Below are 26,931 nucleotides of genomic sequence, written 5' to 3' on the forward strand. Positions count from 1 at the left end.
CCGATGTTGTTGCCCGCGCCATGTCGGGCTAGAGCTGATCCTGTAAAAGTAGTGATATTATCCCGGTATAATCATCAACAGGACAGACCATGCCGGTGCATGCCAGCCCAACCTTGGGCGCCTTTCTGCGCGATCGCCGTGCGCGTCTCGATCCGGCCACCTTCGGGTTCGGCGGTGGACGACGGCGGACGCCGGGGCTGCGCCGCGAGGAGGTCGCGCAGCGCGCGAATATCAGCCCGACATGGTACACCTGGCTGGAACAGGGCCGGGGCGGCGCGCCGTCCGCCGATGTACTCGACCGGATCGCCGCCGGACTGATGCTGACGGAGCCCGAGCGCGAGCATCTGTTCATGCTCGGGCTCGGCCGTCCGCCCGAACCCCGCTACCGCGCGCCCGAGGGCGTGACGCCGCGTCTCCAGCGCGTGCTCGATGCCCTGTCCCCCAGTCCCGCGATCATCCGCACCGCGATCTGGGACGTGGTGGCGTGGAACGAGGCTGCGGCGGCGCTGCTGACTGACTATGCGCTCCTGCCGCCCGCGCAACGCAACATCATGCGGCTCATGTTCTCCCATTCACGGGTGAGGGCGCTGCAGGAGGATTGGCGGAGCGTTGCCCGTTATGTGGTGGGGGCATTCCGCGCTGATGCGGCGCGCGCCGGCGCCGGCGCCGAAATAACCCAGCTCGTCGAGGAACTGTCGCAAACCAGCCCCGAGTTCGCTGCCTTGTGGCGCGACAATGACATCGCCGGGCATGTGGAAGGCGTGAAGCGCATCCACCATCCCGAAGTCGGCCTGGTCGAGATGGAGTTTTCCGCCTTTGCGGTCGATGGCCGGCCCGATCTCGGGATGCTTGTCTATAATCCCGTGACGCGCGAATCAGCCGACCGTATCGCCGGCTTGATTGCTGCACGTTCGGCGCCGGGTGGAGAATGATCGCGCCGGGCTGAATAGGACTGGCCTGTCCCGAGGGCGCGATGCAGTCACCCAATGCCGCCGATATCCTTGCGTGCCGGGGAATGTCGTCCGGCGCCGCAAGCTGAAACTAGCCAGGCGCGCGGGCGCCCGCTGTTGTTGCTCCGCTCAGAAAAACAGTTTCCTGATGCTCAGCCGCACCGCCCGCCCCATCGGATCGAGATAATCGGGCTGGTAGCTGATCGGCGTCCCGCCATTGGAGTCGGTCACCCGCTGCTTGCTGTCGAGGATATTGGTCACCGCCAGCGTGATCCGCATCCCGCGCACCCAGGGATGTTTCCTGAGCAGGTCGAGCTTCTGGGTGAGATCGGCGAACAGCCTGATATCGGCAGTTCCCAGCCCCGAGAAATCGAGCGGTTCAGGGTTGCCCGGCGTGCCGCCATTCACCCGTGTGCCGCTCCGGTAATTGCCGGAAAGCCGGAAGCCCAGGCCGTTATTGCTGTATCCCGCCTGCACCTCGACCTGATGCCGGGACTGGCCGCCGCTGCCGCCGATCGCGTCGCCGTTCAGCAGGTCGAGCCGTGGCCCGCCATTCTGGACGAGCACCGTGTCAGTGAAATACCAGGTGTGATAGACGGCGAATTGCAGCCGCCCGCCGCCGCCGCCCCGTCCGCCAAATCCGCCGCGTCCGCCGCCGCCAAACCCGCCGCCGCCGAAGCCGCCACGGCCTTGTCCGCCGCCGCCATCGCGATCGCCGCCACCGCCCGGCACACCGCCATCGGGAGGCGGCGCGCCATTGTTGCCGCCGGGCTGCCCGCCATCAGGCCGTCTGAACCCGCGGGGCAGGGGGATTCCCGCCAGCGGGTTCGGTCCCTTGCCGGCGCGAAAGGCCTCGAATTCCTTCTGGATCTTCGATTTCAGTGGCACCGAGAAATTGATTCCCCAGCGCAATTGCGAACTCTCGCTCCCGGCGAAATTGATCGGGCGGGTGTCGAGCCCGATGAGCCTGTGGTCCGAATCACGGGCGAAGCGGCCCGGAAATGCAGCCTCGATCGCCGCGGTCGGCGTCGGGAAGGCAGCGATCGGATTGTCGGTTCGGTTGGAAACATAATTGGCGGTGAAATTGATGTCCTTCGCGGCCCATGGCTTCACCGTCAGCCCGATTTTCCGCACATGGGTCTTCTCGGCGATCAGGTCCGGATTGCCGCCCGACTCAGTCGTCACTGTCGCGGTTTCACCACGAACATAGTCGAACACGCGGACATTGGGCGTCGTGATGATGGGATTGCCGAGCTGCACCGCGGTCGGCGCAACGTCCTGGTTGGTCGCCGAGGCGATGATGCGGATCGCCTCGATCGGCGACCAGTTCGCGCCATAGCCGATCGTCTCCATCGTCCCGAAATCGGAGAGATGGTCCTCGGCCAGGTTGAAGTTGAGCGAGAGCGAGCCGATCGCGCTCAGGAAATGCTTGGTCCGGCTGGTGATCGGCACGTCGACATTGATCTGCCCGTTCACCGTGTTGCGCTTGATGTCGGCCGGGGTGAACACGTCTCGGTAGGAACGGCTGCTGAGGTCGCTGATCTCGCCGCCAACGCGGACGCTCGCAAAAAGCGGCCCCGCCGGAAGCTCCAGGACCGGGCCGTTGACCAGCGCATCGGCGCCGGCATTGTTCGACGTGGAAAAGGCGCGGTAGCCGGGGAGTGTGGTGATCCCCGCATTGGTCAGCGGACCGAACGGATTGGCGGTCGGGTCGCCGGCCTTGATCCGTTGCTGGAAGGTGGAGAAGTCGAGGCCGGTATCAGTGAAGGTTTCGGAATCGACCCGGTCATAATTGCCGGTCACCGACCAGCGCCATTTGCCCATATTGCCGTTGAGCGTGCTGCCGAGGTGGTAGGTCAGCGCCGAATTGCGCTGGTGCAGCGGCAGATAGCCGTCGGGCGTGCGATCGACCACGGCATCGGTTGCGGAGGTCGAGAAGGGGTTGCCCGCAGGGACGGTCAGGGAAATGCCGGGCAGGCCGTTCAGGCCGATGCTGTCGGTGGCCTCGACCCGTGCGTTGACCGTCGCGGATGCCTTGCCGATCGGCCGTGCATAAACCAGGTTCGCGCTGAAGTCGCGGCTCGACGGCAGGAGGGTGCGATAGGGTCGCTGGTCGACGCTGCCCGGCGTGGCGTTCGCCTGCGGGGCGATGTCGCGCTCGTCCTCGGTCAGCGCGGTATTCGACTGATAGCTTGTGTGAAGGTTGAAGCGCCCATCGCCGCGGATCTTGAGCAGGTCGAGCTCGGCATCGGGGTTGTTGCGCCCGCCGGCGGTCGCCGCCTTGTCGGCAAGCTCGACGGTGGTCGCGCGGAAGCGGCGCCGCAGCACGATGTTCACGACCTTCTGGTCAGCCCGGTAGCCATATTTGAGCGCGACTTCCTCGGGCAGGATCTCGACCCGGGCGATCGCCTCGGTCGGAATGTCGCGGATCTCGGCGAAACCCGAGATCCGCTTGCCGTTGAGCAGCACCACCGGCGCGCCGCCGCTGCCGCGCCCGCTCGTCGTCTGCGGCGCAAGCTCGTTGAGCAGGTCCGAAACCGAGCTGACTCCGTAGGAACGGATATCCGCCGGCCCGAGCTGCTGCTCGGGGGGGATGTCGCCGACCACTGATCCGGGCAGGTTGCGCGAGCCGGTCACGATCACATCGGGTTCGTCTGAATTGCCCTGGTCCGCCGGGGCCGGTTGCGGTTTTGGGGCGGGGACCGGCTTGTCCTGCGCCACCACTGGTGCCGAGCTTGCCAACAGAAACACGAAAATGCCGATACGCCGCATGATGACTCCGCCCGAATTCTTGCGAGCGCTCCCCTAAACTCAATTTGTCGCAAGAATGTGCCGATGTGCGGTGGCGCGGCGCGATTGACAGCGGCGCGCCCGGCATCGGATAGCCGGGCGATGACGAACAGCCCCCTGATCGCCGGCATCGAGCTCGGCGGCACCAAATGCAACTGCATCCTCGCCACCGGCCCGGACGATATCCGCGACGAAGTCCGCATTCCCACCACCAGCCCCGAGGAAACGCTGGCGGCGATCGAGGCGGTGCTTAGGCGCTGGTCAGGCTATACGGCGCTCGGCATCGCCAGTTTCGGCCCGGTATCGCTCGATCAAGCCGCGCCCGATTACGGCTTCATCACGGCCACGACCAAGCAGGGCTGGTCGAATACCGATGTCGGGCGCCGGCTCGCGGCTTTCGCCGGCGTGCCGACCGGCTTCAACAGCGATGTCGCCGGCGCGGCATTGGGCGAAGGGCGCTGGGGCGCTGCGCGGGGCATTGCCGATCACGCCTATGTCACCGTCGGCACCGGCATCGGCGTCGGCCTGGTGCTTGGCGGCGAGCCGACCAACGGCCTTACCCATCCCGAGCTCGGCCATATCCGCCCGGTCCGTCTCGCCGGGGACACCTGGCCCGGCTCCTGCCCCTTCCATGGCGATTGCCTCGAAGGCCTCGCCGCCGGCACGGCGATCAGGGCGCGCACCGGCAAGGGGGCCGAGCAGCTCGCCGCTGACGATCCGGTCTGGGAGGGAGTCGCCCATGCCCTGGCGCAACTGGCGCACACGCTCGTTCTGACCGGCATTCCGCGCCGGATCGTGATGGGCGGCGGGGTGATGACGGGAATCCCGCATCTCTTCCCCAGGATCCGGACGAGATTGATCGCGAGCCTCGGCGGCTATGGCGTTGCGCCCGGGCTCGAGCCGCTCGATTCCTATGTCGTCCCTGCTGCACTCGGCAACAATGCCGGGCCGCTCGGCGCGATCGAACTCGGCAACCGCGCCCTCGCTGCACGCCCCTGAGGGTATTTACGCCGCGTTAACCGCATTTGGTTACGTCGTATCAAGGGCGCGAAGCGCCCGCTTGCGCAATCAAAAGGCAGTGCTGCGATGCGGATTCTCATCGTCGACGACGAACCGGCCATGCACGATTCCTATCGGCGCAGCTTCGCGTCGGGAGTCGCCGCCGATTCAGGCGCGCTCGACATGATGGCGGCTGAGCTCTTCGGCGCCGGCGATCCGCCGCAACACGCCGAAACGGCGATGGATTTCGCGGTCACCCATGCAATGCAGGGCCTTGACGGCGTCGCCGCGGTCGAGGCGGCGATCAGGGCCGGCGACCCGTTCGCCGTCGCCTTCATCGATGTCCGCATGCCCCCCGGCATCGACGGCAAGGAAACCGCCACCCGAATCCGCGCGCTCGATCCCGAGATCAACCTGGTGATCGTCACCGGCTATTCCGATTTCGCGCCGATCGAGATCAGCAAGGCAGCCGGGCCGGCCGACAAGATCTTCTACATCGCCAAGCCGTTCGAGGTAGCCGAGGTTACCCAGATGGCGAGCGCCCTCGCGCATCGCTGGCAGATCGATCGCGAACTCGCCGCAACCCGCGCCGCGCTCGCCGAGAAGATCGTGATCCTCGAAGAGCAGGGGCGGGAACTCGCCGCCAACGAGAGCAAGGCGATCCATATCGCCAACCACGATTCCCTGACCGAGGCGCCCAACCGCCTCGCTTTCCTCCGCGCGCTTTCCGAAAAGGCACGCGGCACGACGAGCTTCGCGACCGCGATGGTCGATCTCGATCGTTTCAAGCTGGTCAACGATACGCTCGGCCATCTCGCCGGCGACGACCTGATCCGCCAGATCTGCGGCATCCTCCAGGACAATGTCCCCGAAGGCGGCCTGGTCGCGCGGCTGGCGGGCGACGAATTCGGCCTGTTGTTCGATTCTCCCGGCGAACAGGCAGCGGTCATGGCCTGTGAGCGGGTCATCCAGGCATGCGCTGCCAGCTTCAAGATCTTCGGCCATTCGGTCCAGGCCGGTGCCTCGGCCGGCATGGTCTTCGAGATCGGCGGCGATTGCGATCCCGTCGACGTGCTGCGCCGTGCCGATCTCGCGCTCAACGATGCCAAGCAGAATGGCCGCGGCATCGTCCGTGTGTTCGACGACAGCATGGATGAATCGATCCGCTTCCGCCGCCGCATCGAGGGCGGGCTCAGCCAGTCGATCAAGAAGGGCGAGCTGAGCCTTGCCTATCAGCCGATTGTCGCGCGTGAAGGGTTCGAGGTCGTCGGCTTCGAGGCGCTGCTGCGCTGGAACACCGACGAGTTCGGTCCGGTCCTGCCCGACATGTTCATCCCGATCGCCGAGGAATCGAATCTGATTCACGAGCTCGGCGATTGGGTGCTCGGGGAGTCGCTTCAGGTGCTGAAGGACTGGCCCGGCCAATATGTCTCGGTCAATTTCTCCCCGCGCCAGTTCCGGCGCCACAATTTCGTCGGCCACATCCTCGAATTCGTCCAGAAGCACGGGGTCGAGCCGAGCCGCGTCCAGATCGAGATCACCGAAACGGCGATTTTCGACGATGCCGACCGCGCTGCCGAGACTCTGTATCGGCTCCGCCAGATGGGTTTCCGGATCGCGCTCGATGATTTCGGCACCGGCTATTCGAGCCTCTACAACATCCGCAAGTTCGCGCTTGATTGCCTGAAGATCGATCGCAGCTTCATCGACGGCATGGGCCGCGAGCGCGAAAGCGCCGCGATCGTCCATTCGATCGTCCATCTCGGTCGGGCGCTCGGGCTTGGCGTCATCGCCGAGGGCGTCGAGAGCGAGGCCCAGGTCCAGGCGCTGAACCTCGCGGGCGCATCGCATTTCCAGGGCTTTCACTTCTCGCTCCCGATCGGCCCCGAACAGGCCCGCGAAATGGCCGAGATCCGGTATCTGGTCGACCCGTCGCAGCGCGAAGACGTCTGTCTCGAGCCGGAACTGGGTAACGGGACGCTCGGCTGATGGCGCGCTCGCGGGCTCCGGCCCTGCTCCGCGCCACGAAAAGGCAGCTCAGGGCGTTGCGCAATCCATCGTCGCTCGGCGCGAAGCTCGTCCTGATCCTGACCGCGGTCGGGCTGCTCGGCTCGATCGGGATCACCTTGCTGCTCGCCAGCGTCATCATCCCCAGCATCAATGAGCTCGAACTGAAATCGGTCGACGCCCATGTCGAGCGCACCCGCGCCGCGCTCGGTGAATATGCCTCCAAGGTAGAAAGCGCGGTCCGCGACTATGGCGATTGGAATTCGAGCTATGATTACATGGCGCACCAGACGGCAGCCTTCGAGCGCGAATCCTTCTCGACCCTCGCGATGGAGAATCTCGGCGTCAACGGCATGGCCTATGTCGCCAATGACGGCAGGATCGTCATCGCCCGCTGGCGCGACGCGCGGCGGGGGGACAGCCCGGCAATGCGTGCCGCGCTGATCGCGCAGATTCACCGGATCGATTTCAGGCAGCTGCTCGGCAAGCGCAACTCGCGCAGCTTCTTCGTTCGCCTCGGCCCGGTCGTCGCCGCGGTCGGGGTCGCCGAGGTCCGCCGCAGTGACGGCAGCGGCAGCCCGCGCGGCTATGTGCTGATGGCGCGCCAGATCACGTCGGCGCAATTGTCGGCGCTGCTCCAGCTTACCGCCGGGCTCGATCTGGCCAATGTCTCCGACACCAGTCGGATCACCCCCGACAACGACATGATGCGCATTGCCGTGCCGATCCGCGGCCCCGGCGGCCATGCCGTTGCCAGCGCCGCTTTCTCGGTGCCGCGAGAGGTCTCGCTGCTCGGCAAGCGCATGCTGATCCTCGCCGTCGCCGGATCAACCCTGTTGCTCCTCGTCGTCCTCCTGATGCTGAGAAGGATGATCAGCCGGCTGGTGCTGAAGCCGTTGCGCCGGGTTGAGAACCATATGCAGGTCGTCCGCAATTCCGGCTCGCTCGGCATCCTGGCCGACGAGGCACGGCAGGACGAGATCGGCTCGCTCGGGCGCAGCTTCAACGCAATGCTCCGCCAGCTCAGGGATCTGCGCGAGCAGCTCGAGGTACAGAGCTTCGCGCTCGGGCGCAGCGAGAGCGCCGTCGCGGTGATGCACAATGTCCGCAACGCCCTCAACCCGATCAGCACGATCCTCAGCCAGGGCATTGCCCAGCGGGTGCCGGTCGATCGCGCCACGCTTGATCGTGCGCTCGCTGAGCTCGCCGGGGACGACGTGCCGCAGCCGCGTCGCGAAAAGCTCGCCGCCTTCGTCGCCGCGGCGATCGCGGCCGAGGCGAAGGATCGCGACGAGCGCCGGCGCCAGCTCCAGATCGGCCGCGAGGCGATGAGCCATGTGCTGGAGATCATCGGCGAGCAGCAACAGGCAGCCCATGACCGCCCCGAGCTCGAGCCGTGCGACGTCACCAAGATCATTGCCAGGAATGCGACGATCGCCCGTTATTCGGGCGAGCTGTCGATCGTCTTCACCTTTCCCGCGCGCTCCCATCTGGTGGTCGCCAGCCGGCTGATCCTGAGCCAGGTGATCGGCAATCTCTTCGCCAACGCGGCCGAAGCGATCGCCGCGTGCGGCACCGGGGGCGGCTGCATCTCGGTCGTGATCGAGGAGACGAACGGCCGCACCTGCATCGCGATTCGCGACGATGGCGAAGGCTTCGCCGCTGACCGTACCCCAACCCTGTTCCAGCGCGGCTTCTCGACCCGCAAGGACAAATCGGGCGGGCTTGGCCTCCACTGGTGCGCCAATTCGATGATCGCGATGCAGGGCTCGCTCAAGCTGGAGAGCGAAGGCCCCGGCATGGGCGCGGTCGCGATCCTGTCGCTCGCCACCGCCGAGGCCGAACGGCGGGATCTCGCAGCTTAGAGAGATACTCCACTTCCTCTCCTTTGGGAGAGGATAGTGTAGCTTGGCAGCTTGCTGCCTAGCGGAACTTGGTGAGGGGCTCCGGGAGCTCTCGATAGCTCCCGAAGCCCCTCACCAACTTCGCCTAATTCGCTTCGCTCATAAGGCTTCGTATCCTCTCCCAAAGGAGAGGAGAGATTACACGCCTGACGTATTTCGGTCGTGGCTCACGACGGCCGTTCCATCGCCGCCGCAAACAGCGCGGATGCGAGATGGTCGCCAAGCCAGCGCTGCACCCCGGGCAAGGCCTGCGCCCCGAACCAGTCCGGGGCGACTCCGGCGAACTGGCGAACGAACGGGATCAGCGCGATATCGGTCAGCGAGCGCCCTTCGCCGCATAGATTGGCGCTATGCGTCAATCGCTGCTCGATCGGCTTCAGAAGCGCCAGCCCCGCCGCGCGATGCTCAGCCGGATCGCTGCCGTGCCGATCGGCATATTTGTAGCGGTCGAGATGATGCTTGAACGGTCCGTCATTGGCAGCGATGAGCCCCGCATCGTCGCCCTCGAGCCAATGCTCGGGGTCGTGCTGGGCCAGCGCGTGGCGCATGATGTCCAGGCTCTCGTCGATCACCCGCCCCTCCGGCAGCACGAGCACGGGCACCGTCGCCTTGGGCGAGGCGGCGAGCATTTCCGGCGGCTTGGCCCGCAACGCCACTTCGCGAAGCTCGAACGCAGTGCCGCTGATCAGCAACGCCATCCGCGCCCGCATCGCGTAGGGGCAGCGGCGGAAACTGTAGAGGATCGGCCGGCTCATCGCGATCCAGTAGCACGAACTCGCGATGCGAGCAGGATCAGCCCTAAAAGGCGATATAGGGCCCCTGCGTGCCGCCTGCCGACCGGCCTTCGATGGCGGTATAGACCGAGCGCCCGAAAAAGAACGGCACACCGAAATCGAAGCTGTTGGCAAATTGCAGCGGTGGCTGGACCAGAGTCGGGTTCACGCCGAGGCCCGGCGCGACATTGGAACTGCCCGCTGTGGTCGTCATCGGGTTGTAGAGCGTGAAGGCAGCATTCACCATTGTCCCGTTGGTGGCGGTCAGCGTCGGCGAAAGCAGCATCGACGTGGTCGGGCAGTAAAAGGCGGACAGGTTCGTATCGGAACAGGCCGGCAGGCTGGTGTCGATGAAATAATAATCATTGCTGCCGCTGTCGAGGAAGCTCTGGGTCAGCGATTTTCCATTATAGATCGCGGTCAGCAACCCCGCTCCCAACCGGTTGGTCGAGGTTGTCACCGGCAACACGGTCTGCGAACCAAGCGCGTTGTTCGCCTGGGTGCCGATGCCGAAATAGATCGTGCCGGTCATCGAGACCGCGCCGGCGGGGGCGACTGACGGCAGCACCAGCACGGTGCCGTTATTGTCGGTCGCAAAGGCTGCGACTGGATTGGGCAGTTGCTGGAACGGCGCCGTCGTCGACACAGCGCGGGCAATGATCGCCGAGCATCCCGAGGCGGGGCAGTCATAATAAGCTGCGCCCGTGGTATTGCCGGCGGCGCAGATTGGCCCGCAATCGGTCGGCGTCGTGCCGATGCCCAATATGCCGTTCGCGCCGAACGCCTTCACTGTGGTGATGTTGGTGCCGCCGCCCGACGAGCAGGATGCCGGCACGTTCGAGAAGACGCCGGCATCGGCGATGGCGTGGAAGGGCATGTTCGCCACCTTTTCCCCCGCGATCGAGAAATCCGCCTGCCGCACTGAGCCGAAGACATAGGAATTCACGTACATATAGCATTCGCCGACTGCGTTCCCGCTCGGGTCGGTCTGGGCGGGCAGCGCACTCAACAGGCTCTGATTGATCACGGGCTGGAGGATGCGCAGGCCGACCGATCCGGTATCGAGGATGATATGGTCGATCGTCTGGCAATTGGTCGTTGAGCCTGGCGCGCAGATCTTGATCGAGACATAGGGCTCGTTGAAGGCGGTATAGGCGCCTGGCCCCACATTCAGTTCGGCCGGCCCGGCATCGAACGTCACCGTGGCCGAATTGACGACCGGCGTTCCCCCGCTGCTTGGCGGCGAACTCGGGGTGCTCGTGGGGGTCGATGTCGGTGTGCCGCCACCACCGCTGCAGGCGGCGAGCAGGCAGATGGCCCAGAGAGCCAGGATCGTCCGGATCAAGAGCGCAAACCCTATTGGAGATCGGCGACGGAAAAAACCGCCGGCGCGAGCGGTGGAATATAGGCGACGCCCCAGAAATACCCCATATGGCCGCCGGTCTGGATCACCAGATCCGATCGGTGAACAGAGGCCGGCCGACGGCGCGCGCGCGGGTTGAGCTTCGCATTGTCGGCCTGGAAGGTGGTGAAATACCCGCCGAGCAGCGAGCGCAGATCGGGCTTGCCCGGCCCCGACCAGGTCACCGCATAGACCTGGCCCTTGGTGTTGGTGAATTCCTTGACCCCGCCGCCATTGGGAAGGGTCATCTCATGGATCGTGTGCGTGCTTTTCGGCACCGAGACGATCTGCGCCTTCAACTGGGCGCGATCGGTCTGCACGCCCGCCATCGCGCCGCCAAGCTCGGCCCGGGCGCTGGTCGCCAGCAGGGGCAGGAGGGCCAGGCCGATCCGGGTGAACGGCCGGAGCAAATACGCCACACGCATAACTCTGGAGAACCTTCCGCCCAGGAGAGTGAGGCCGCACTTGTTGGCCCTCAGCCAGTACCGGCGAAATATCTCTCTCTATTGCGGCAAGTCAATCCAAAGGTCGGGCCGCATCGTCGTGGAATCGCTCGATATCTGCTGATTCTTGGTTACCGCCTCGGTTATTCTTGGTTACCGTGCCGCGCCGGGAAGCCGCCGATAGGGACCGCGCTTCGGAAAATCCGTTTCTGGCCGCGCTCGATCGGCGGTGGCGACGGCGCGTGCGGCGGCTGTGGCAGCTGAGGTCAGCGCCGGGCGGGCAGGAATTTCGGAAACTGCAGCGACAGCGCCGACAGGAGCGCCACCCCCAGACCGACGGGAAAAATCTCCATGAATGTCATCGGGATCCGGAACAGCGGATTGGCATATTGCGCCCGCATCGTTTCGAGTTCCGCCATCTTCCGGGCCAGTTTGTCGCCGCTCAGGCCCGCGGCCCTGGCGTGGCGGATGATCCCGGCAATATAATTGTCCATGAAGCTGTAATGGGTTGCCGCCAGATAGACCTCCCACAGGAGCGCATAAGCCACCCCGGCGGCCGTGGCGATGGCGAGGCCGAGCCCGAGGGCGGGCAGGAACCTGATGACGCCGCCCCGCTCGATATCGCGGTAGCGCTTCACCCCGACAAAGATGAAGGTCAGGATGACGAGCATGACGAGATAGCCGAACCAGAGCTGGTGGACGGCGCTCAGCCGGTCCTGAAGCGTGAATCCCGCGATCAGGACGGCGCAGGTCGCCAGTCCGGACAGCAATCCGTAAGTGGCGGTGTATCGCAGGATCGGGTTCATGGTCGGTGGCTCCCATTGGTGTGACGGCCCAGGGATAAGGCCGTCGTGGCGCCTCGATCCATCGCCCGAACGGGTGATTTCGCAGAAATCACCCGCATTTCTATTCGATCTCCCTCTATTCGATCAACGCCAGCCAGCGCGCCTTTTCGATCGCCTGGATGCGACGCTGCACCTCCAGCTTCTCATAGACCCGCGCGACATGGGTCTTCACCGTGTTCGGCGAGATGCCCAGCGCCCGCGCCATCTCCTTGTTCGATTGGCCCGAGGCGAGCAGCGCCAGGATCTCGCATTCGCGCGCGGTGAGCCCGAGCGACCGGATCGCCGCTTCATTGCGCTGGAAGGTGCTGCCGGCCGGGCGCGGTGTCAGCTTGGTGCCCGCCCACAGGCCAAGGCTGATAAAGCCGAGCGCCAGCAGCGCGATATAGATGTCGGTCGAGAAGACCCGGATCGCGTAGGAATATTGCAGCCATTCGAGCGCGGTCGCCGCGAGCGCCAGTGCCAGCGCGTAGAGAATGACTGTCTTCGTCACGCGCTCAGGCTGCCAGAAAACCCCGGAACTGGCCAGCGTCGCCCGGATTCAAAAGGAGGCGGCAAGGGCATAGTCGTATCCCGATCGCCGTCGCTCATGATGGCGTCGCCCGCTCTTTCTCCTCGTGGATGTTGGACGATCCTGCCGCGCTGTTCGGGCAAGGCGGCCCGCTGTTCCTCGCTGTTATGCCGCTGTTCTCGATAACAGCGAGCCCAGTCGCATCGCTTTGAAAGAAAAGAGGAAACTGGCCCCGAAAACGCGAGGTAACAGCGGGAGAAAAAATGATCGGAAAAACAGCGGGAAACAGCGGAATAACAGCGAGGAACAGCGAGGACAGCGGGAATAACAGCGGGGGATCAGCCACCGCGCCGGACGCGTATCGGTCCCGGCAACTGATGGCTGGTCGATACCGGATCTAGCTCGCGGTCCCGAACGGCAGGATGCTCTCGTACCGCGCCAGCGCCGGCGCCCCGATCACCGTCGCCCCCCGCCGCAGCAGAAAGGCATGCCGCACGATCTCGGCCTGCTGCTCGATTCCGTAGCGGTGAAGCGGCAGGCCGGGGCGGATCGCATAATCATAACGGCAAAAGGGGTGCCGCACGATCGGCAGGAAGATGCCCTTCTGGTGCTGCCAGACATGCACCATCTCGTGGATGAAGAGCCCCTGGTCGTCGAGATTGCCGGCAGCGAAATCGGCGCGATACCGCATGCCCTGGGGGTGGAAATGGATTGATCCGGTCGGCGCCATCACCGTGCCGCGCGGCTGGAAGAAAGCCCATTTGCGCAGGGCGATGCGAACCTGCGCATAATCGATCGCTTCGCCGAACACCGATCGGGCAAGCGCGATCTCGCCAGGGGTCAGGGGCCGATCCACAGCGGTCCGGCGACTATCGGTTATGGCGCCGGGTCGCCCGCTGCGATCACGGTCGCAGCATATTCGATGCGTAAGCCGTCAGCAAAGGTGAAGAGCAGCGGCAGTGTTCGGCCCGGCACGATGATCGGGTTTACGTCGAACAGCATCACATGCTTGCCGCCCGGCTTGAAGACGATCTTCGAACCCGCCGGTACCGCGAGATGATCGAGCGGCTTCATCGACGACATTGAGCCCGCCTGCATCGATTCGTGCAGTTCGGTGCGAATCGCGACGTCGCTCGACACGCTGATCAGTGTCGCGTCGGTCTCGCCGCCATGGAGCGTGAAATAGGCGGCGGCGGGATGACCCTTCACCGCCGCCAGCCGGACATAGCCGTCGCTCACATAAATTTCCTTGGGCTGGCAGCCGGCAAGGGCGAGCATGGTGATGAGAAGGGCCAGAAAACGCATCATATTCTCCCGCTTCGGGAAATCTTGTGCACCCTCTAGGGAGTCGAAAATCTTGCGGCAAGCAAAAGCCCCCCTATATCGCCGGGAGTAACGTGCCGCGTCGCCCATCCGGGGGCGCGGACTGGAAGCAATTTTTTGAAGACGGGGGCCGAAGAGGACCATGGCTAAAGTTATCGGTATCGATCTGGGCACGACCAACAGCTGCGTTTCCGTGATGGAAGGCGGCAAGCCCAAGGTGATTGAAAATGCGGAAGGCGCGCGCACCACGCCTTCGATCGTCGCCTTCGCCAAGGATGGCGAGCGACTGGTCGGGCAGCCGGCCAAGCGCCAGGCGGTGACGAACCCTGAAAACACCGTGTTCGCGGTGAAGCGCCTGATCGGGCGCCGGTTCGACGATCCGATCACCAAGAAGGACACCGAGCTGGTTCCTTACCACATCGTGCGCGGCCCGAATGGCGACGCATGGGTGCAGGCGGGGGGCAAGGAATATAGCCCTTCGCAGATTTCCGCCTTCACGCTCCAGAAGATGAAGGAAACCGCCGAGGCCTATCTCGGCGAAACGGTGACCCAGGCGGTCGTGACCGTTCCTGCCTATTTCAACGACGCCCAGCGCCAGGCGACCAAGGACGCCGGCCAGATCGCCGGTCTGGACGTGCTGCGCATCATCAACGAGCCGACGGCGGCCGCGCTGGCGTACGGCCTCGACAAGCAGGACGGCAAGACGATCGCCGTGTACGATCTCGGCGGCGGCACCTTCGACATCTCGATCCTCGAGATCGGTGACGGCGTGTTCGAGGTGAAGGCCACCAACGGCGACACCTTCCTCGGCGGCGAGGATTTCGACGACAAGCTGCTGCGCTTCCTCGCTGAGGATTTCCGCAAGGCAGAGGGCATTGACCTGACCAAGGACAAGCTCGCCCTGCAGCGCCTCAAGGAAGGTGCCGAAAAGGCGAAGATCGAGCTCAGCTCGGCTGCGACCACCGAGGTCAACCTGCCCTTCATCACCGCCGACCAGAATGGCCCGAAGCATCTGGTGAAGACGATCACCCGCGCCGATCTGGAGCGGCTGGTCGACGATCTGATCCAGCGCACGCTCGAGCCGTGCCGCAAGGCGCTGGCCGATGCCGGCGTCAAGGCGGCCGACATCGCCGAGGTCGTCCTGGTGGGCGGCATGACGCGCATGCCCAAGGTTCGCCAGGTCGTGAAGGAGTTCTTCGGCAAGGAGCCGCATTCGGGCGTCAACCCGGACGAGGTCGTCGCCATGGGCGCCGCGATCCAGGCCGGCGTGCTGCAGGGCGACGTCAAGGACGTGCTGCTGCTCGACGTGACCCCGCTGAGCCTCGGCATCGAGACGCTGGGCGGCGTGTTCACCCGCATGATCGATCGCAATACGACGATCCCGACCAAGAAGAGCCAGGTCTATTCGACCGCTGACGACAATCAGCAGGCGGTGACGATCCGGGTCTTCCAGGGCGAGCGCGAGATGGCGGCCGACAACAAGATGCTCGGCCAGTTCGATCTGGTCGGTATCCCGCCCGCGCCGCGCGGCGTGCCGCAGATCGAGGTCACCTTCGACATCGACGCCAACGGCATCGTCAACGTGTCCGCCAAGGACAAGGGCACCGGCAAGGAGCAGCAGATCCGCATCCAGGCCTCGGGCGGCCTGTCGGATCGCGACATCGACCAGATGGTCCGCGATGCCGAGCAGTTCGCTGAAGAGGACAAGAAGCGGCGTGCCGCGGCCGAGGCGAAGAACAACGCCGAAAGCCTGATCCACACCACCGAGCGCCAGCTCGCCGAGCATGGCGACAAGGTCGATGCCAGCCTCAAGGGCGAGATCGAGGCAGCGGTCGCGGCCACCAAGTCGGCGGTCGAGGCGAACGACGTCGAGGGCATGAAGGAAAAGGCCAACGCCCTTGCCCAGGTCGCGATGAAGCTCGGCCAGGCGATCTACGAGAAGCAGGCCCAGTCAGAGGCATCGCCTGCGGGCGCGCCGGCGCATGAGGCGCCGGCCGAAGACGTGGTCGATGCCGAATTCTCGGAAGTCGACGATACCAAGGCGTAACATGTTGCGTTCCCCCCGCTATTCCTGCGACATAAGCGGGAATAGCGGGGAGGGCGGGGGCCCGAGATGACCACCGAAGTTGATTTCTACGAATTGCTGGAATGTGACCGCGGCGCCGATGATGCCGTGATCAAGGCATCTTATCGCAAGCTCGCGATGAAGTATCACCCCGACAAGAATGATGGGTGCAAGGATAGCGAATCGCGCTTCAAGGCGATCAGCGAAGCCTATGATTGCCTGAAGGACCCGCAGAAACGCGCTGCCTATGATCGCTACGGCCACGCCGCCTTTCGCAACGGCGCGGGCAACGGTGGCGGCGGCGCGCAGGATTTCGGCGCTTTTAGCGATATCTTCGAGAATATCTTCGGCGAGTTCATGGGCGGCGGCCAGCGCGCCGCGCGCGGACCCCGTCGCGGCGCTGATCTGCGCTACGACATGGAGATCACGCTCGAGGACGCCTTTCGCGGCAAATCGACCGAGGTTACGGTCGATGTCTCGGCCGCTTGCGATTCCTGCTCGGGTACCGGCGCCACGCCCGGCACCAGCGCCAAATCCTGCTCGACCTGTGCCGGGCAGGGCAAGGTTCGCGCGCAGCAGGGTTTCTTCGTCGTCGAGCGGACCTGCCCGACCTGTCACGGCGTTGGCCAGGTCATTGCCGATCCGTGCAACGCCTGCCGCGGCGAGGGCCGGGTCGAGAAGACCAAGACGCTCACCGTCAATATCCCGCCCGGCGTCGATGAAGGCACCCGCGTCCGCCTGACCGGCGAAGGCGAGGCCGGGATGCGCGGCGCACCTCCCGGCGATCTCTACATCTTCCTGCACATCACGCGGCACCCGCTGTTCGAGCGCGAGGGCACGACTCTGTTCGCCCGCGCGCCGATCAGTTTCACCACGGCGTCGCTCGGCGGCGAGATCCAGATCCCCGGCCCCGGCGGCGAACATCATTCGATCAAGATACCGGCGGGCGTGCAGAGCGGCCGCGAATTGCGCCAGCGCGGCGCGGGCATGCCGGTCCTCCAGGGCCGCGGTCGCGGCGATCTGGTGATCCGCATCGAGGTGGAAACGCCCACCAGGCTCACGGCCAAGCAGAAGGAATTGCTGGAGCAGTTCCGCGCGACCGAGACCGGCGAGGAGAATCCGCAGACGACGGGCTTCTTCAAGAAGGTCAAAGGGGCTTGGGGCTGAACTAAATCCGCCTCCCGCAAGCGGGGCGGGGAAGATGGCTCGATTCCGCCGGCCTTGGCCGCCCCTTGTGCAAGGGGCGGGCAGGCCGATGGATCAGAGGCTTACGACCTCGACCACCAGCGCCAAGGCCGCGAATGCCAGCATGCTGCTGACCACGGTCTCAAGATAACGCATGGTTGGGTCTCCGATGCCGGGAAAGTCCGGCACGGGCCAAGTGGTGATTGTTGCGCAGGTACGCAATATTGTTACGCGCCTTCGCAGTTGCAGCATTTGCACTCGTTCCATCGACCAGTCGCAACGCCTCGGCTCACTCGCGTGGCAAATGCAATGTCAGATCACCCGCCCGCTCGCGCCGCGGATAGGCGGCGTCCATCGCGTCGGCGATGATCGGGTTGAACCGCTGGTCGAACAGCAATGACCCGCGATCTCCGCGCGTGACGAAGAAACCAAACTCGCCCCGCCGCACCCGTTCCGCCAGCGCTCTCTCGTCATAAATGCCCGCGCTGCCCAGCTCGGCGACGATGGCCGGCTCCCACATCACGCGTTGCCCGCCGCGGAGAACAAGCACCATCTCGTCAGTCACCACCGGCTTCGCACTCGCTCTGATGCGCTCGACTACCGGTGCCAGCGCCGCACGATCGCGCTCGGCCTTGGCGTAATCCGGCCACAGCGGCGGATCCATCATCTGCACGGGCAGGCCGATCCCGATGAGCAGGATAAGGGCAAGACCTGGACGCGCCGGTTGGTTAAGCGCGGCACGGACCAGCGGTACGCAGCCGATCCCAATCAGCACCGCGATCAGCGCGAACCAGTCGATCAGATAATTGTCGCTCGCTCCAGACTTGAGGATTGCCGGCAGCATCAGCGTTTTCAGTACTAGCGTGAGTAGGATGATGGCGGTCGTCGTGAGGCTGGTATCGCCGCGTAACCGCTCCGCAAGCTGCCGCCATTCGCCGGGGCGCATGAGGCGCCACGCCGCGGTCGCCCCGATCGCACCCTGTGCCAAGATGACGATGTTCGCCATCAGCACCAGCACCAGCATCATAGCATGGTTCCAGGTCACCCTGTTGATATTGTAAGCGAGGATTTGGACCAGGAACTGGCCGTCGCTCGCCATGCTCAGCAGCGCCAGCGCGGTTAGGCCGGTGAAGAGCGAGGCCGCCAGCATCAGCCAGGCGGCACGCGGCCGCACGATCAACAGGATCAGGAACGACGCTGCGGGGGCGGGGAGGCAAGTCTGTCGAGAATAGAGCGCCATTGTGAACAGCGTGCCGGCGACGATCGCCAGCACCGGTCGCTCGACACAGCTCGCCGCGGCCAGCAATCCCGCCAGGCTCAGCGCATAGGCGAGCATGTCGACCCTCATCAGCGTCGACCAGCTGAGCACGACCGGCAGCGTGAGGAACACCAGTCCCGCGATCAACCCCGCGATGACCCGCACCCGCCGATCCTGCCCCCCGCCGATCGCTTCGTTGGTCAGCAGCCCGATCAGCACCGCCGCCGCCAGCGCCATCACCAGCGACACCAGTCGCCCGGCAAATAGCGGATCGAACCCAAACGCTCCGGCCGTCGCGGCGGTAACGATATGATAGAGCGGCGGGTATTCGAACACGAAGGCCGGCATCGGCCGCAGCGCTTCATAGCCCGATCCATTCATGATCAGGCGCATCTGCTCCCAGACGACACCCTCGCCATAATCGAGATCATAGGGATAACGGAGCGCGACCGAGGCATGCAGTCCCAATCGGATCAGCCCATAGACAAAGACCAGCCCCGCGACCGCCAATGTCGCGCGCGCGACGAGTGTGCGATGCCGGTCGCTATCGATCATGCGCAAGGCGCATCCTCGAACACCCGCGCGAAGATCGTGTCGACATGCTTCAGGTGGTAGCCGAGGTCGAACTTGTCATCGATCTCGGCCGTCGACAGCGCCGCGGTCACCTCTGGGTCGGCCTTGAGCAGGTCCTGGAGCGATAGCGCCCCGTCCGATTCCCAGACCTTCATCGCGTTGCGCTGCACAAGCCGATACGCGTCCTCACGGCTTACCCCGGCTTGGGTCAGGGCGAGCAGCACGCGTTGCGAATGGACGAGGCCGCCCATCTTGTTGAGGTTCTTCGCCATTCGCTCGGGATATACGACCAGCTTGTCCATCACGCCCGTCAGCCGGGCGAGGGCGAAGTCGAGCGTGATCGTTGCATCGGGGCCGATATAGCGCTCGACCGAGGAGTGGCTGATGTCGCGCTCATGCCACAGGGCGACATTCTCGAGCGCCGGCGTCACATAGCCGCGCACCATCCGCGCCAGCCCGGTCAGGTTCTCGGTCAGCACCGGGTTGCGCTTGTGCGGCATCGCCGACGAGCCCTTCTGCCCCGGCGAGAAATACTCCTCCGCCTCAAGCACTTCGGTGCGTTGCAGGTGGCGGATCTCCGTTGCGAGGCGCTCGATCGAGCTGGCGATCACGCCTAATGTCGCGAAGAACATCGCATGCCGGTCGCGCGGGATGACCTGAGTCGAGACGGGCTCAACGCTCAGCCCCATCTTCTCGGCGACATGCGCCTCGACGAAGGGATCGATATTGGCGAAGGTGCCGACCGCGCCGGAGATGGCGCAGGTCGCGATATCGGCACGGGCCGCGACCAGCCGCGCGCGGTTGCGATCGAACTCGGCATAGGCCTGGGCGAGCTTCAATCCGAAGGTGACCGGCTCGGCATGGATGCCATGGCTGCGGCCGATGGTCGGGGTCAGCTTGTGCTCGTAAGCGCGCCGCTTCAACACCAGCAGCAAGGCGTCGATATCGGCGATCAATATGTCGGAAGCCCGCGCAAGCTGCACTGCGAGACAGGTGTCGAGAACGTCCGACGACGTCATTCCCTGGTGCATGAAGCGCGCCTCGGGGCCGACATGCTCGGCGACATTGGTGAGGAAGGCGATCACGTCATGCTTGGTCTCGCGCTCGATCTCGTCGATCCGCTCGACCTCGAACGCGCCTTTCTCCCAGATCGCCTTTGCGGCTTCCTTCGGCACAACGCCGAGTTCGGCGAGGGCGTCGGTCGCATGCGCCTCGATCTCGAACCAGATGCGAAAGCGCGCCTCCGGCGTCCAAAGCGCGACCATGTCGGGGCGAGAGTAGCGTGGCACCATTGCAACGGTTCCTGAAATTCTTGGGTTCTGTTCGTCGTGAATCGCGAACGGAGTCACGACGAGCCGCGCGTTAGCAGGGACGAGGCGAACCTTCAAATCATGTCGATTTGAACTATCTAGAGCGATGACGGTTTGAAATAGTGAATTGTGTTGAAGATGGGGTGAATAGCCTTCCAGTAACCCTTGTACATAGCAACGGAGAGAAATCATGTTGAAATATGTTATTCTAGCTAGCGCCGTGACAATTTCGATGCCTGCTTTGGCACAGAGCAAGCCAGCTGACACTCCAACTGCGCCGACGACTCAGGTGGCGCCTGCACAGACTGCCCCGCAGACGGCGCCTGCCTCCACGACTCCGGCCAATACAGCCCAGCCGCAGAGCGTGACACCGGCTGATCCGATGGCGACGGCCAGCCCTGCCGCGCAGGATGCGCAAGCCGTCGCACAACCGGCTCCGGTCAATCCGATCGCACAGCCTGCCCAGCAGGCAGCGGCCCAGCCGATCAGCGGCGCGGCGCAGATCGCCCAGGTCGTGAACACTGAATTCCCGTCCTATGACAAGGACAAGAACGGCACGCTGAATGAAGTCGAATTCGGCGCGTGGATGGTCGCCCTCAAGGAGAAGAGCGATCCCACCACCAAGCCGGATAGCCCCGCGACCAAGGCGTGGGTCGATCAGGCCTTTGCCAGCGCAGACAAGGACAAGAACAAGGTGCTGACCAAGTCGGAGCTCACCGGATTCCTGAGCCAGGGCGCTTAAGCGGCCTGACCGAGCCACGGTTACTCCGGGGCGGCCGTCGGGCTTTCGGGTCCGGCGGCTGTTCGCCTGTTTACAACAGCCCCATCGCCCTCAGGCTTGAATGGCCGCTCGTTCCCATGATGATATGGTCGTGGACGGCGATGCCCATGCGCTTGCCCGCCTCGGCCATGTTGCGCGTTACCTCGATGTCGGCGCGGCTCGGCGACGGATCGCCGCTCGGATGGTTGTGGACGAGGATGATCGCAGCCGAGCCGAGATCGATCGCCCGCCGGATCACCTCGCGGACATAGAGCGCCGCCTCGTCGATCGATCCCTCGCTCATCAGCTCGTCGCGGATCAGCATGTTGCGGGTGTTGAGGTGGAGTACCCGCACCCGCTCATTGGCATGGTGCGCCATGTCGGCGCGCAGATAGTCGAGCAACGCCTGCCAGTTCGACAGCACCGGTCGCTCGGCGACCTCGGCGCGGAGCAGGCGGATCGCAGCTGCATGCGCAATCTTGATCGCGGCGATCGACGTCTCGCCCATGCCCTTCACCCGTGCGAGCGCCTCGCCATCGGCGCTCAGCAAACCGCCGATGCCGCCGAACTCGGCCAGCAATGCCTTCGCCAGCGGCTTGGTGTCGCGTCTTGGAATGGCGAGCGCGAGCAGATATTCGATCAGCTCATGGTCAAGCAGCCCGTCGCCACCCTGTTCGGCCAGGCGCTTGCGCAATCGCGCGCGGTGGCCGCTATGGTCGGGTTCTGGAACGCTCATCGCCCTTCAGGGATTAAAGCCTGGGGCAGGCGTGCGCAATTGCGTGCGCGAAACAGTGTTCTATGCTGAGGCCGGCGCGCCCCGGTGCTGCAATCGGGAGTGGCTGACGGCGTGACGGCGAACGAAAGAGAAGTGCCGGAACACCAGCCTCGTCTGCGGGGCTGGCGACGTACGCGCGCGATTGCTCTCGGCATCGCCCTGATCCTGCTGGTCGCGCTGATTGCCTTGTGGAGTCAGCGCAAGCCGATTGCCTCCAACTATATCGACAAGGCGCTGGCCCAGCGCGGCGTGCCGGCCCGCTACACGATCACTGACCTCGGCCTCAATCGCCAGCGGCTGACCGGCGTGGTGATCGGCGATCCCCTGCACCCCGATCTGGTCGCTGATTGGGTCGAGCTGCGGACCGGTGTCGGTCTTTCGGGCTTCGGCGTCACCGCGATTCGGGCCGGGCATGTCCGCATCAGCGCACGGCTGGTGAACGGCAAACTCTCGCTCGGCGCGCTCGACAAGCTCATGCCAGCACCGTCAGGCAAGCCCTTCACATTGCCCGGCTTCGTCGCTGATATCGAGGATGCCCGGATGCGCCTGGTCGCTCCGCAAGGGGTGATCGGCCTGAAGCTGAGCGGGAAGGGGCGTTTGAACGGTGGCTTTCGCGGCCAGTTGGCGGCGGTATCCGAGCGGCTCGATCTGGGCGGCTGCATCACCGGGCGCGTGAGCGGAGAAATGGCGATCCGCATCGACAATGCGGCACCGACGATCGAAGGGCCCGCTCAGCTCGCATCTTTTGCCTGTGGCGATACCCTGGTGCGCGGCGCCGGCGCCGATATGAAGGTCGCGCTTTCGGAAGCGCTCGACCGGTGGCGCGGGCAGCTTCGCCTCAGCATCGCCGAGGTGCGACACCCCCAGGGCAGTGTATCGGCAGTCACGGGTTCGGCGCATTTCGCCGGATCGGCGAAGGGTATTTCGGGCGACGTCGCCCTCCAGTCGGCAGAAGCGCGCAGCGCCGGGCTGCGGGCGTCCAGCGCGAGACTGTCGGGCACCTTCCGGCTCGCGGGGGCCGCCCGAGGCTTCGAAGGATCGGCAGGCGCGAGCGACGCGCGCGTCGATCGCGCGCTGCTCGCCCGTATCTCCTCTTATGCGGGCAGCGCCGCCGGAACACCGATGGCGCCACTCGCCCGCAAGATCGCCGGCACGCTGACGACTGCCGGCCGATCCTTCACGGCCGACGCCCATATCGTCGCGCGGATGGATAGTGCGGGTGGCATGGTATCGATCGACAATGCCGCCATGAAGACACCCGGGGGAGCGCGCGCGACCTTGTCCGGGGGGGCTGGTGTCTCCTATGGCTGGCCGGGCCCGGGGTTGCGCGTCGATGGCCAGCTGGCAACCAGCGGCGGCGGACTTCCCGAGGCGCGGATCGACCTGAAACAGGCGGCACCGGGCGCGCCGATAACCGGCACTGCCGTTTTCCAGCCCTATGCCGCTGATGGCGCGCGGCTCGCACTCGCTCCGGTTGTCTTCACGGCCACGCCGGGTGGCCTCACCCGCCTGTCGACCCGCATCATCCTTTCGGGTCCGCTCGGTGATGGGCGTGTCGACAATCTCAGCCTGCCGGTGACTGCATTGTGGAATGGCCATGATCGGCTCCAGGTCAATCGCGACTGCGCGCCGCTCGCTTTCGACCGGCTCGCAGTGTCGGGCCTCGTGCTTCGACCTGCGCGGACGATGCTCTGCCCGGTTGAAGGTGCCCTTGTGCGGATCGAGCGGGGCCGAATGGGCGGCGGTGCGCGGACTGGCGCGGTCAGCCTGGGCGGCGCGCTGGGATCGACGCCGATCGGGCTTGCCTGGGCCGGCGCGGACCTGCGCCTCGCCGATAGACGGTTCGCTTTGTCGGGGATGGGTGTCCGGATCGGCACGCCGGACCGGCTCACGCGTCTCGATTTCGCGGCGCTGGATGGCAGGATGGCCCGCGGCGTCATCGACGGGCGCTTCAGCAGCGGGGGTGGCCAGATCGCCAACGTACCGCTGCTTCTGTCCGCTGCCGATGGGACTTGGGCGCTGCATGATAGCAGGCTCGAGATGAAGGGTGCGCTTCAGGTCGCCGACGCGGACCCGAATCCCCGCCTCAAGCCAATCGCTGCGCGCGAGGTCTCGCTGACGCTTATCGACAGCAAGATCGCGGTGACGGGGAAGCTCGTCCAGCCCGCCAAGGGTGTGGACGTCGCCGATGTGGCGATCTTCCATGACCTCAAGCAAGGCGGCGGCCACGCCGATCTGATCGTCCCCGGCCTCATTTTCAATGACCATTTCCAGCCCGACGAACTCACCCGCCTGACCTTCGGCGTGATCGCTGACGTGGCGGGCACCGTCGCCGGTGACGGCCATATCCGCTGGACCCCGGACGGCGTGACCAGCGACGGTGCGTTCCGCACGGCCGGGCTCGATCTCGCCGCCGCCTTCGGCCCGGTTACCGGCATCGCCGGCGAGGTTCGCTTCACCGATTTGCTCAACCTCGAAACCGCGCCGGGTCAGATCGCCACCGTCAAGACAGTGAACCCCGGCATTGCGGTCAATGACGGCACGATCCGTTACCAGCTGCTCGCCGGGGCCAGAGTGCAGGTCGAGGAGGGGAATTGGCCCTTTGCCGGCGGATCGTTGCGGCTCGAGCCGACCCTGCTCGATTTCGGCGAGAGCCGGGAGCGCCATTTGACCTTCAACGTGACCGGCATGGATGCCGGCCAGTTCCTCCAGCAATTCGCCTTCAAGAACCTGAATGCCACCGGCGTGTTCGACGGCAGCTTGCCGATGATCTTCGACGAAAAAGGCGGGCGGATCGAGAATGGCCATCTCGTCGTCCGGCCCGGTGGCGGGACGATCGCCTATGTCGGCGAGGTCAGCCAGAAGGATGTCGGCTTCTGGGGCAATTTCGCGTTCCAGGCGCTGAAGTCGTTGCGCTACAGGAATCTCGACATCGTCATGAACGGGCCGCTCGCCGGCGAGATGATCACTGAAGTCCGCTTTGCCGGCGTCGGGCAAGGGCAGGGGGCGAAGCGCAACTTCATCCTGGACCGGCTGCAGAAGCTGCCGCTCGTCTTCAACGTCCGAATCAAGGCGCCTTTCCGCGGCCTGATCGACAGTGCGCAATCCTTCTACGACCCCAAAAGGCTGATCGCGCGCAACCTCCCCGCCCTGCTCGAAGAACAGAAGAAGCGGGCAACGCCTCCCAAACCGGTACCCGCACCCATTCAGCCCCCCGAAAGCAGGAAAATGCCATGACAGAAAAAGGATTGACGAAGCGCAAGTGGAGACCGACGAGTTACGCGATGAAGCGACTGTTTCCGATCATGGCCCTGGGTGCCGCGTCAGCAACCGGTGGTTGCGTGAACGTTACGGCGCCCGACAAGCCGATCGTGATCAATCTCAACATCAATGTGACGCAGGAGGTCGTCTATCGGCTCGATGGCGAGGCGAAGACGTTGATCCAGCAGAACCCGGATATTTTCTGATGAAAACCCCCCTTAAAACTGTGAGCGCCAAAGTCATGCTGATCGCCTCGGGCATCGCTCTTGCCGGCCTCTCGACCGCGGCGCTCGCGCAACGCGACCCGGCCTATCAGGCTGCTCGCTCGGCAGGTCAGATCGGCGAAATGCCTGACGGCTATCTCGGTGTGGTCGGCACCGGCAATGCCGAGCTCCGCGCGCTGGTCAACAACATCAATATCCAGCGCAAGGCGAAATACACCCAGAGCGCCGCCGCCGGCGCGACCGTTGAGCAAATGGCCTTCACCAGCGGCTGCAACCTGATCCTGAAGACGGTGCCGGGCGAGAAATACCAGACCCCCGCCGGCGAATGGAAAACGCGCACCGCGGCCGCACCGGAACGCGATCCGCGCTGCGTATAGCCGCCGATCGGGGGCGGCTGCCTCACACGCACCCTATCGCCTGTCTGTCGACGCCTCTCGAACGTCGCGATCGACCAGCCGCGTGTAGAGGTGCCAGCTCGCATAGCCGAGCACCGGCAGGGCGACCACGAGACCGACGAACAGCGGGATGCAGGCGAGCGCGAGCAGCGCCGCGACAATCAATCCCCATATGGCGATCTCGACCGGGTTCAGCCGTGCCGCGCGGAGCGACGTCTGGACCGCGAGGACGAGATCGACCGGCTCGTCGACGAGCAGCGGGAAGGAGACCACGGTGGTCACCAGCGTGATCGCGGCGAAGACGAAGCCGGCCAGATTGCCGAACAGGATGAGCTGCCACCCTTCGGTCGTCGTGAAGAGCATCCGGGCGAACGTCGCGGGGTCGGCCGGCTGCAATGCGCCAAGCGTCGCCTGGTAGATCGCCCAGGCGACGCCGATCCAGGCAAGGAAGAGCAGGCCGAGAAAAATCCCGAGGGGGATGATCTGCGCCGCCGACGGCCCCCTGAACGGATCGAGGAAATGCGACCAGCGCGCGTCGCGGCCTTCCTCGCGGCGACGGGCGAGTTCGTAGAAGCCCACCGCGACGATCGGGCCGAGCAGCGACAGGCCGGCGGCCAGGGGCATCAGGAGGGGGAAGAGCCCATTGCCGAGTGCCACCCAGGCCATGGCCAGCATCAGCAGGGGATAGAGGATCGCGACGAGGATGATATCGCCGCGCTTCTCCAGGAAATCGGCCCAGCCTTCACGTAACGCCCAGGACAGGTCCGCCCGGCTGATCACGCGAACGACTGGGGGATGAAACGATGACGCGGCGGGCGTGGCGGGTGCAATGGCAGCCATAACGAGCCTCTCCTTGCGAGGCCGGGCGGGCCGCCGCCCGTCTTCGCGTTCAGCTTTGCTTGGTGGCTCTCGATATGGCCACACGGCCCTATGGGAATAATACGCCTTTGCGGCGCGAATACCAAGGGCGAGGTGTGTGGTCCGGCTCCGCTGAATCGCCTGGCTGATCAAGCGCCGCCGACCTGTAGTCGCCTATCCGCCGCATCGCTCCGGCGGCGTCGGCAGCGCTGTGCCGGTCGAGGGTGTCCAGCAGGTTGACTCGGGGACCCCCCTTTTCTAAACGGGCGCCGCAACGGGGGCTTGGCCCCATGTTCCTCGTCGCCGTGCGCAAGCCCGGCGGC

The 26,931-nt window shown here is 65.1% G+C and carries 24 protein-coding genes; 10 read left to right on the plus strand and 14 right to left on the minus strand.

Annotation, left to right across the window (positions count from 1 at the left end; all coding sequences use genetic code 11):
• The first annotated feature begins 89 nt into the window (after positions 1 to 89).
• Positions 90 to 932, plus strand: a complete 843-nt coding sequence (locus ABD050_RS17145) for a helix-turn-helix transcriptional regulator (RefSeq protein ID WP_343890708.1) — start codon at positions 90 to 92, stop codon at positions 930 to 932.
• A 147-nt stretch (positions 933 to 1,079) separates the two neighbouring features.
• On the opposite strand, the gene ABD050_RS17150 is transcribed toward ABD050_RS17145, so the two are convergent.
• Entirely contained in the window at positions 1,080 to 3,722 is a 2,643-nt protein-coding gene (locus ABD050_RS17150) for a TonB-dependent receptor (protein ID WP_343890709.1), read from the minus strand.
• A 120-nt stretch (positions 3,723 to 3,842) separates the two neighbouring features.
• Here ABD050_RS17150 and ABD050_RS17155 point away from each other — a divergent pair, with 120 nt between their 5' ends.
• The 3 genes from ABD050_RS17155 to ABD050_RS17165 all read left to right on the plus strand — a co-directional run bounded on the left by ABD050_RS17155 (position 3,843) and on the right by ABD050_RS17165 (position 8,611).
• Complete coding sequence (locus tag ABD050_RS17155; RefSeq protein ID WP_343890710.1) at positions 3,843 to 4,739, plus strand: ROK family protein; 897 nt, start codon at positions 3,843 to 3,845, stop codon at positions 4,737 to 4,739.
• 87 nt (positions 4,740 to 4,826) lie between these two features.
• On the plus strand, positions 4,827 to 6,728 hold the full coding sequence (locus ABD050_RS17160; RefSeq protein ID WP_343890711.1) for a putative bifunctional diguanylate cyclase/phosphodiesterase: 1,902 nt from the start codon (positions 4,827 to 4,829) through the stop codon (positions 6,726 to 6,728).
• Positions 6,728 to 8,611, plus strand: coding sequence for a CHASE4 domain-containing protein (locus tag ABD050_RS17165; protein WP_343890712.1), 1,884 nt, complete (start codon positions 6,728 to 6,730; stop codon positions 8,609 to 8,611). The genes ABD050_RS17160 and ABD050_RS17165 overlap by 1 nt, the downstream gene beginning before the upstream one ends.
• Before the next feature lie 206 nt (positions 8,612 to 8,817).
• Here the strand turns inward: ABD050_RS17165 and ABD050_RS17170 are convergent, their stop codons facing one another.
• The 8 genes from ABD050_RS17170 to ABD050_RS17205 all read right to left on the minus strand — a co-directional run bounded on the left by ABD050_RS17170 (position 8,818) and on the right by ABD050_RS17205 (position 13,926).
• Positions 8,818 to 9,405, minus strand: coding sequence for a glutathione S-transferase (locus ABD050_RS17170; protein WP_343890713.1), 588 nt, complete (start codon positions 9,403 to 9,405; stop codon positions 8,818 to 8,820).
• 43 nt (positions 9,406 to 9,448) lie between these two features.
• Positions 9,449 to 10,768: a DUF3443 family protein gene (locus ABD050_RS17175; RefSeq protein ID WP_343890714.1), complete on the minus strand. Its 1,320-nt coding sequence runs from the start codon at positions 10,766 to 10,768 to the stop codon at positions 9,449 to 9,451.
• Positions 10,769 to 10,779: 11 nt separating this feature from the next.
• Positions 10,780 to 11,244 (minus strand): DUF2844 domain-containing protein, encoded by a 465-nt coding sequence (locus tag ABD050_RS17180; RefSeq protein ID WP_343890715.1) that lies wholly within the window; start codon positions 11,242 to 11,244, stop codon positions 10,780 to 10,782.
• A gap of 290 nt (positions 11,245 to 11,534) precedes the next feature.
• On the minus strand, positions 11,535 to 12,074 hold the full coding sequence (locus ABD050_RS17185; RefSeq protein ID WP_343890716.1) for a DUF4199 domain-containing protein: 540 nt from the start codon (positions 12,072 to 12,074) through the stop codon (positions 11,535 to 11,537).
• 115 nt (positions 12,075 to 12,189) lie between these two features.
• Positions 12,190 to 12,603, minus strand: coding sequence for a response regulator transcription factor (locus ABD050_RS17190; RefSeq protein ID WP_343890717.1), 414 nt, complete (start codon positions 12,601 to 12,603; stop codon positions 12,190 to 12,192).
• Positions 12,604 to 12,697: 94 nt separating this feature from the next.
• Positions 12,698 to 12,967 (minus strand): hypothetical protein, encoded by a 270-nt coding sequence (locus ABD050_RS17195; protein ID WP_343890718.1) that lies wholly within the window; start codon positions 12,965 to 12,967, stop codon positions 12,698 to 12,700.
• A gap of 51 nt (positions 12,968 to 13,018) precedes the next feature.
• Positions 13,019 to 13,477, minus strand: coding sequence for a vgr related protein (locus ABD050_RS17200; protein ID WP_343890719.1), 459 nt, complete (start codon positions 13,475 to 13,477; stop codon positions 13,019 to 13,021).
• 20 nt (positions 13,478 to 13,497) lie between these two features.
• The gene (locus tag ABD050_RS17205) at positions 13,498 to 13,926 is read right to left on the minus strand and encodes a copper chaperone PCu(A)C (RefSeq protein ID WP_343890720.1); all 429 of its coding nucleotides are present in this window, start codon (positions 13,924 to 13,926) and stop codon (positions 13,498 to 13,500) included.
• Positions 13,927 to 14,086: 160 nt separating this feature from the next.
• On the opposite strand from ABD050_RS17205, the gene dnaK reads away from it, so the two are divergent.
• Positions 14,087 to 15,991 (plus strand): molecular chaperone DnaK, encoded by a 1,905-nt coding sequence (gene dnaK, locus ABD050_RS17210; RefSeq protein WP_343890721.1) that lies wholly within the window; start codon positions 14,087 to 14,089, stop codon positions 15,989 to 15,991.
• Between the two features lie 66 nt (positions 15,992 to 16,057).
• Positions 16,058 to 17,176 carry a molecular chaperone DnaJ gene (gene dnaJ / locus ABD050_RS17215; protein ID WP_343890722.1) on the plus strand — a complete coding sequence of 373 codons (1,119 nt, stop codon included), beginning with the start codon at positions 16,058 to 16,060 and terminating at the stop codon, positions 17,174 to 17,176.
• 93 nt (positions 17,177 to 17,269) lie between these two features.
• Here the strand turns inward: dnaJ and ABD050_RS17220 are convergent, their stop codons facing one another.
• The 3 genes from ABD050_RS17220 to purB are packed head-to-tail and all read right to left on the minus strand — an operon-like array spanning position 17,270 to position 20,317.
• Positions 17,270 to 17,461, minus strand: a complete 192-nt coding sequence (locus ABD050_RS17220; RefSeq protein WP_343890723.1) for a hypothetical protein — start codon at positions 17,459 to 17,461, stop codon at positions 17,270 to 17,272.
• Positions 17,462 to 17,483: 22 nt separating this feature from the next.
• On the minus strand, positions 17,484 to 19,007 hold the full coding sequence (locus ABD050_RS17225) for an ArnT family glycosyltransferase (RefSeq protein WP_343890724.1): 1,524 nt from the start codon (positions 19,005 to 19,007) through the stop codon (positions 17,484 to 17,486).
• On the minus strand, positions 19,004 to 20,317 hold the full coding sequence (purB, locus tag ABD050_RS17230) for an adenylosuccinate lyase (RefSeq protein WP_343890725.1): 1,314 nt from the start codon (positions 20,315 to 20,317) through the stop codon (positions 19,004 to 19,006). Before purB ends, ABD050_RS17225 begins: the two co-directional genes overlap by 4 nt.
• Positions 20,318 to 20,717: 400 nt before the next feature.
• Between purB and ABD050_RS17235 the strand changes: the two genes are divergently transcribed.
• Entirely contained in the window at positions 20,718 to 21,077 is a 360-nt protein-coding gene (locus ABD050_RS17235; RefSeq protein ID WP_343890726.1) for an EF-hand domain-containing protein, read from the plus strand.
• 70 nt (positions 21,078 to 21,147) lie between these two features.
• Here ABD050_RS17235 and radC read toward each other — a convergent pair whose 3' ends face one another.
• Positions 21,148 to 21,831: a RadC family protein gene (gene radC, locus ABD050_RS17240; protein WP_343890727.1), complete on the minus strand. Its 684-nt coding sequence runs from the start codon at positions 21,829 to 21,831 to the stop codon at positions 21,148 to 21,150.
• An 84-nt stretch (positions 21,832 to 21,915) separates the two neighbouring features.
• Between radC and ABD050_RS17245 the strand changes: the two genes are divergently transcribed.
• From ABD050_RS17245 to ABD050_RS17255, 3 genes are read left to right on the plus strand one after another with little or no spacing between them, the layout of a single operon-like run.
• Positions 21,916 to 25,107 carry an intermembrane phospholipid transport YdbH family protein gene (locus ABD050_RS17245; protein ID WP_343890728.1) on the plus strand — a complete coding sequence of 1,064 codons (3,192 nt, stop codon included), beginning with the start codon at positions 21,916 to 21,918 and terminating at the stop codon, positions 25,105 to 25,107.
• Between the two features lie 47 nt (positions 25,108 to 25,154).
• Entirely contained in the window at positions 25,155 to 25,337 is a 183-nt protein-coding gene (locus ABD050_RS17250; protein ID WP_343890729.1) for a YnbE family lipoprotein, read from the plus strand.
• A gap of 35 nt (positions 25,338 to 25,372) precedes the next feature.
• On the plus strand, positions 25,373 to 25,732 hold the full coding sequence (locus tag ABD050_RS17255) for a YdbL family probable chaperone protein (protein ID WP_343890890.1): 360 nt from the start codon (positions 25,373 to 25,375) through the stop codon (positions 25,730 to 25,732).
• A 33-nt stretch (positions 25,733 to 25,765) separates the two neighbouring features.
• Here ABD050_RS17255 and ABD050_RS17260 read toward each other — a convergent pair whose 3' ends face one another.
• The gene (locus tag ABD050_RS17260) at positions 25,766 to 26,590 is read right to left on the minus strand and encodes a DUF2189 domain-containing protein (protein WP_343890730.1); all 825 of its coding nucleotides are present in this window, start codon (positions 26,588 to 26,590) and stop codon (positions 25,766 to 25,768) included.
• Positions 26,591 to 26,931 lie beyond the last annotated feature (341 nt).

This window comes from Sphingomonas oligophenolica (assembly GCF_039522915.1).
Classification (GTDB): Bacteria; Pseudomonadota; Alphaproteobacteria; order Sphingomonadales; family Sphingomonadaceae; genus Sphingomonas; species Sphingomonas oligophenolica.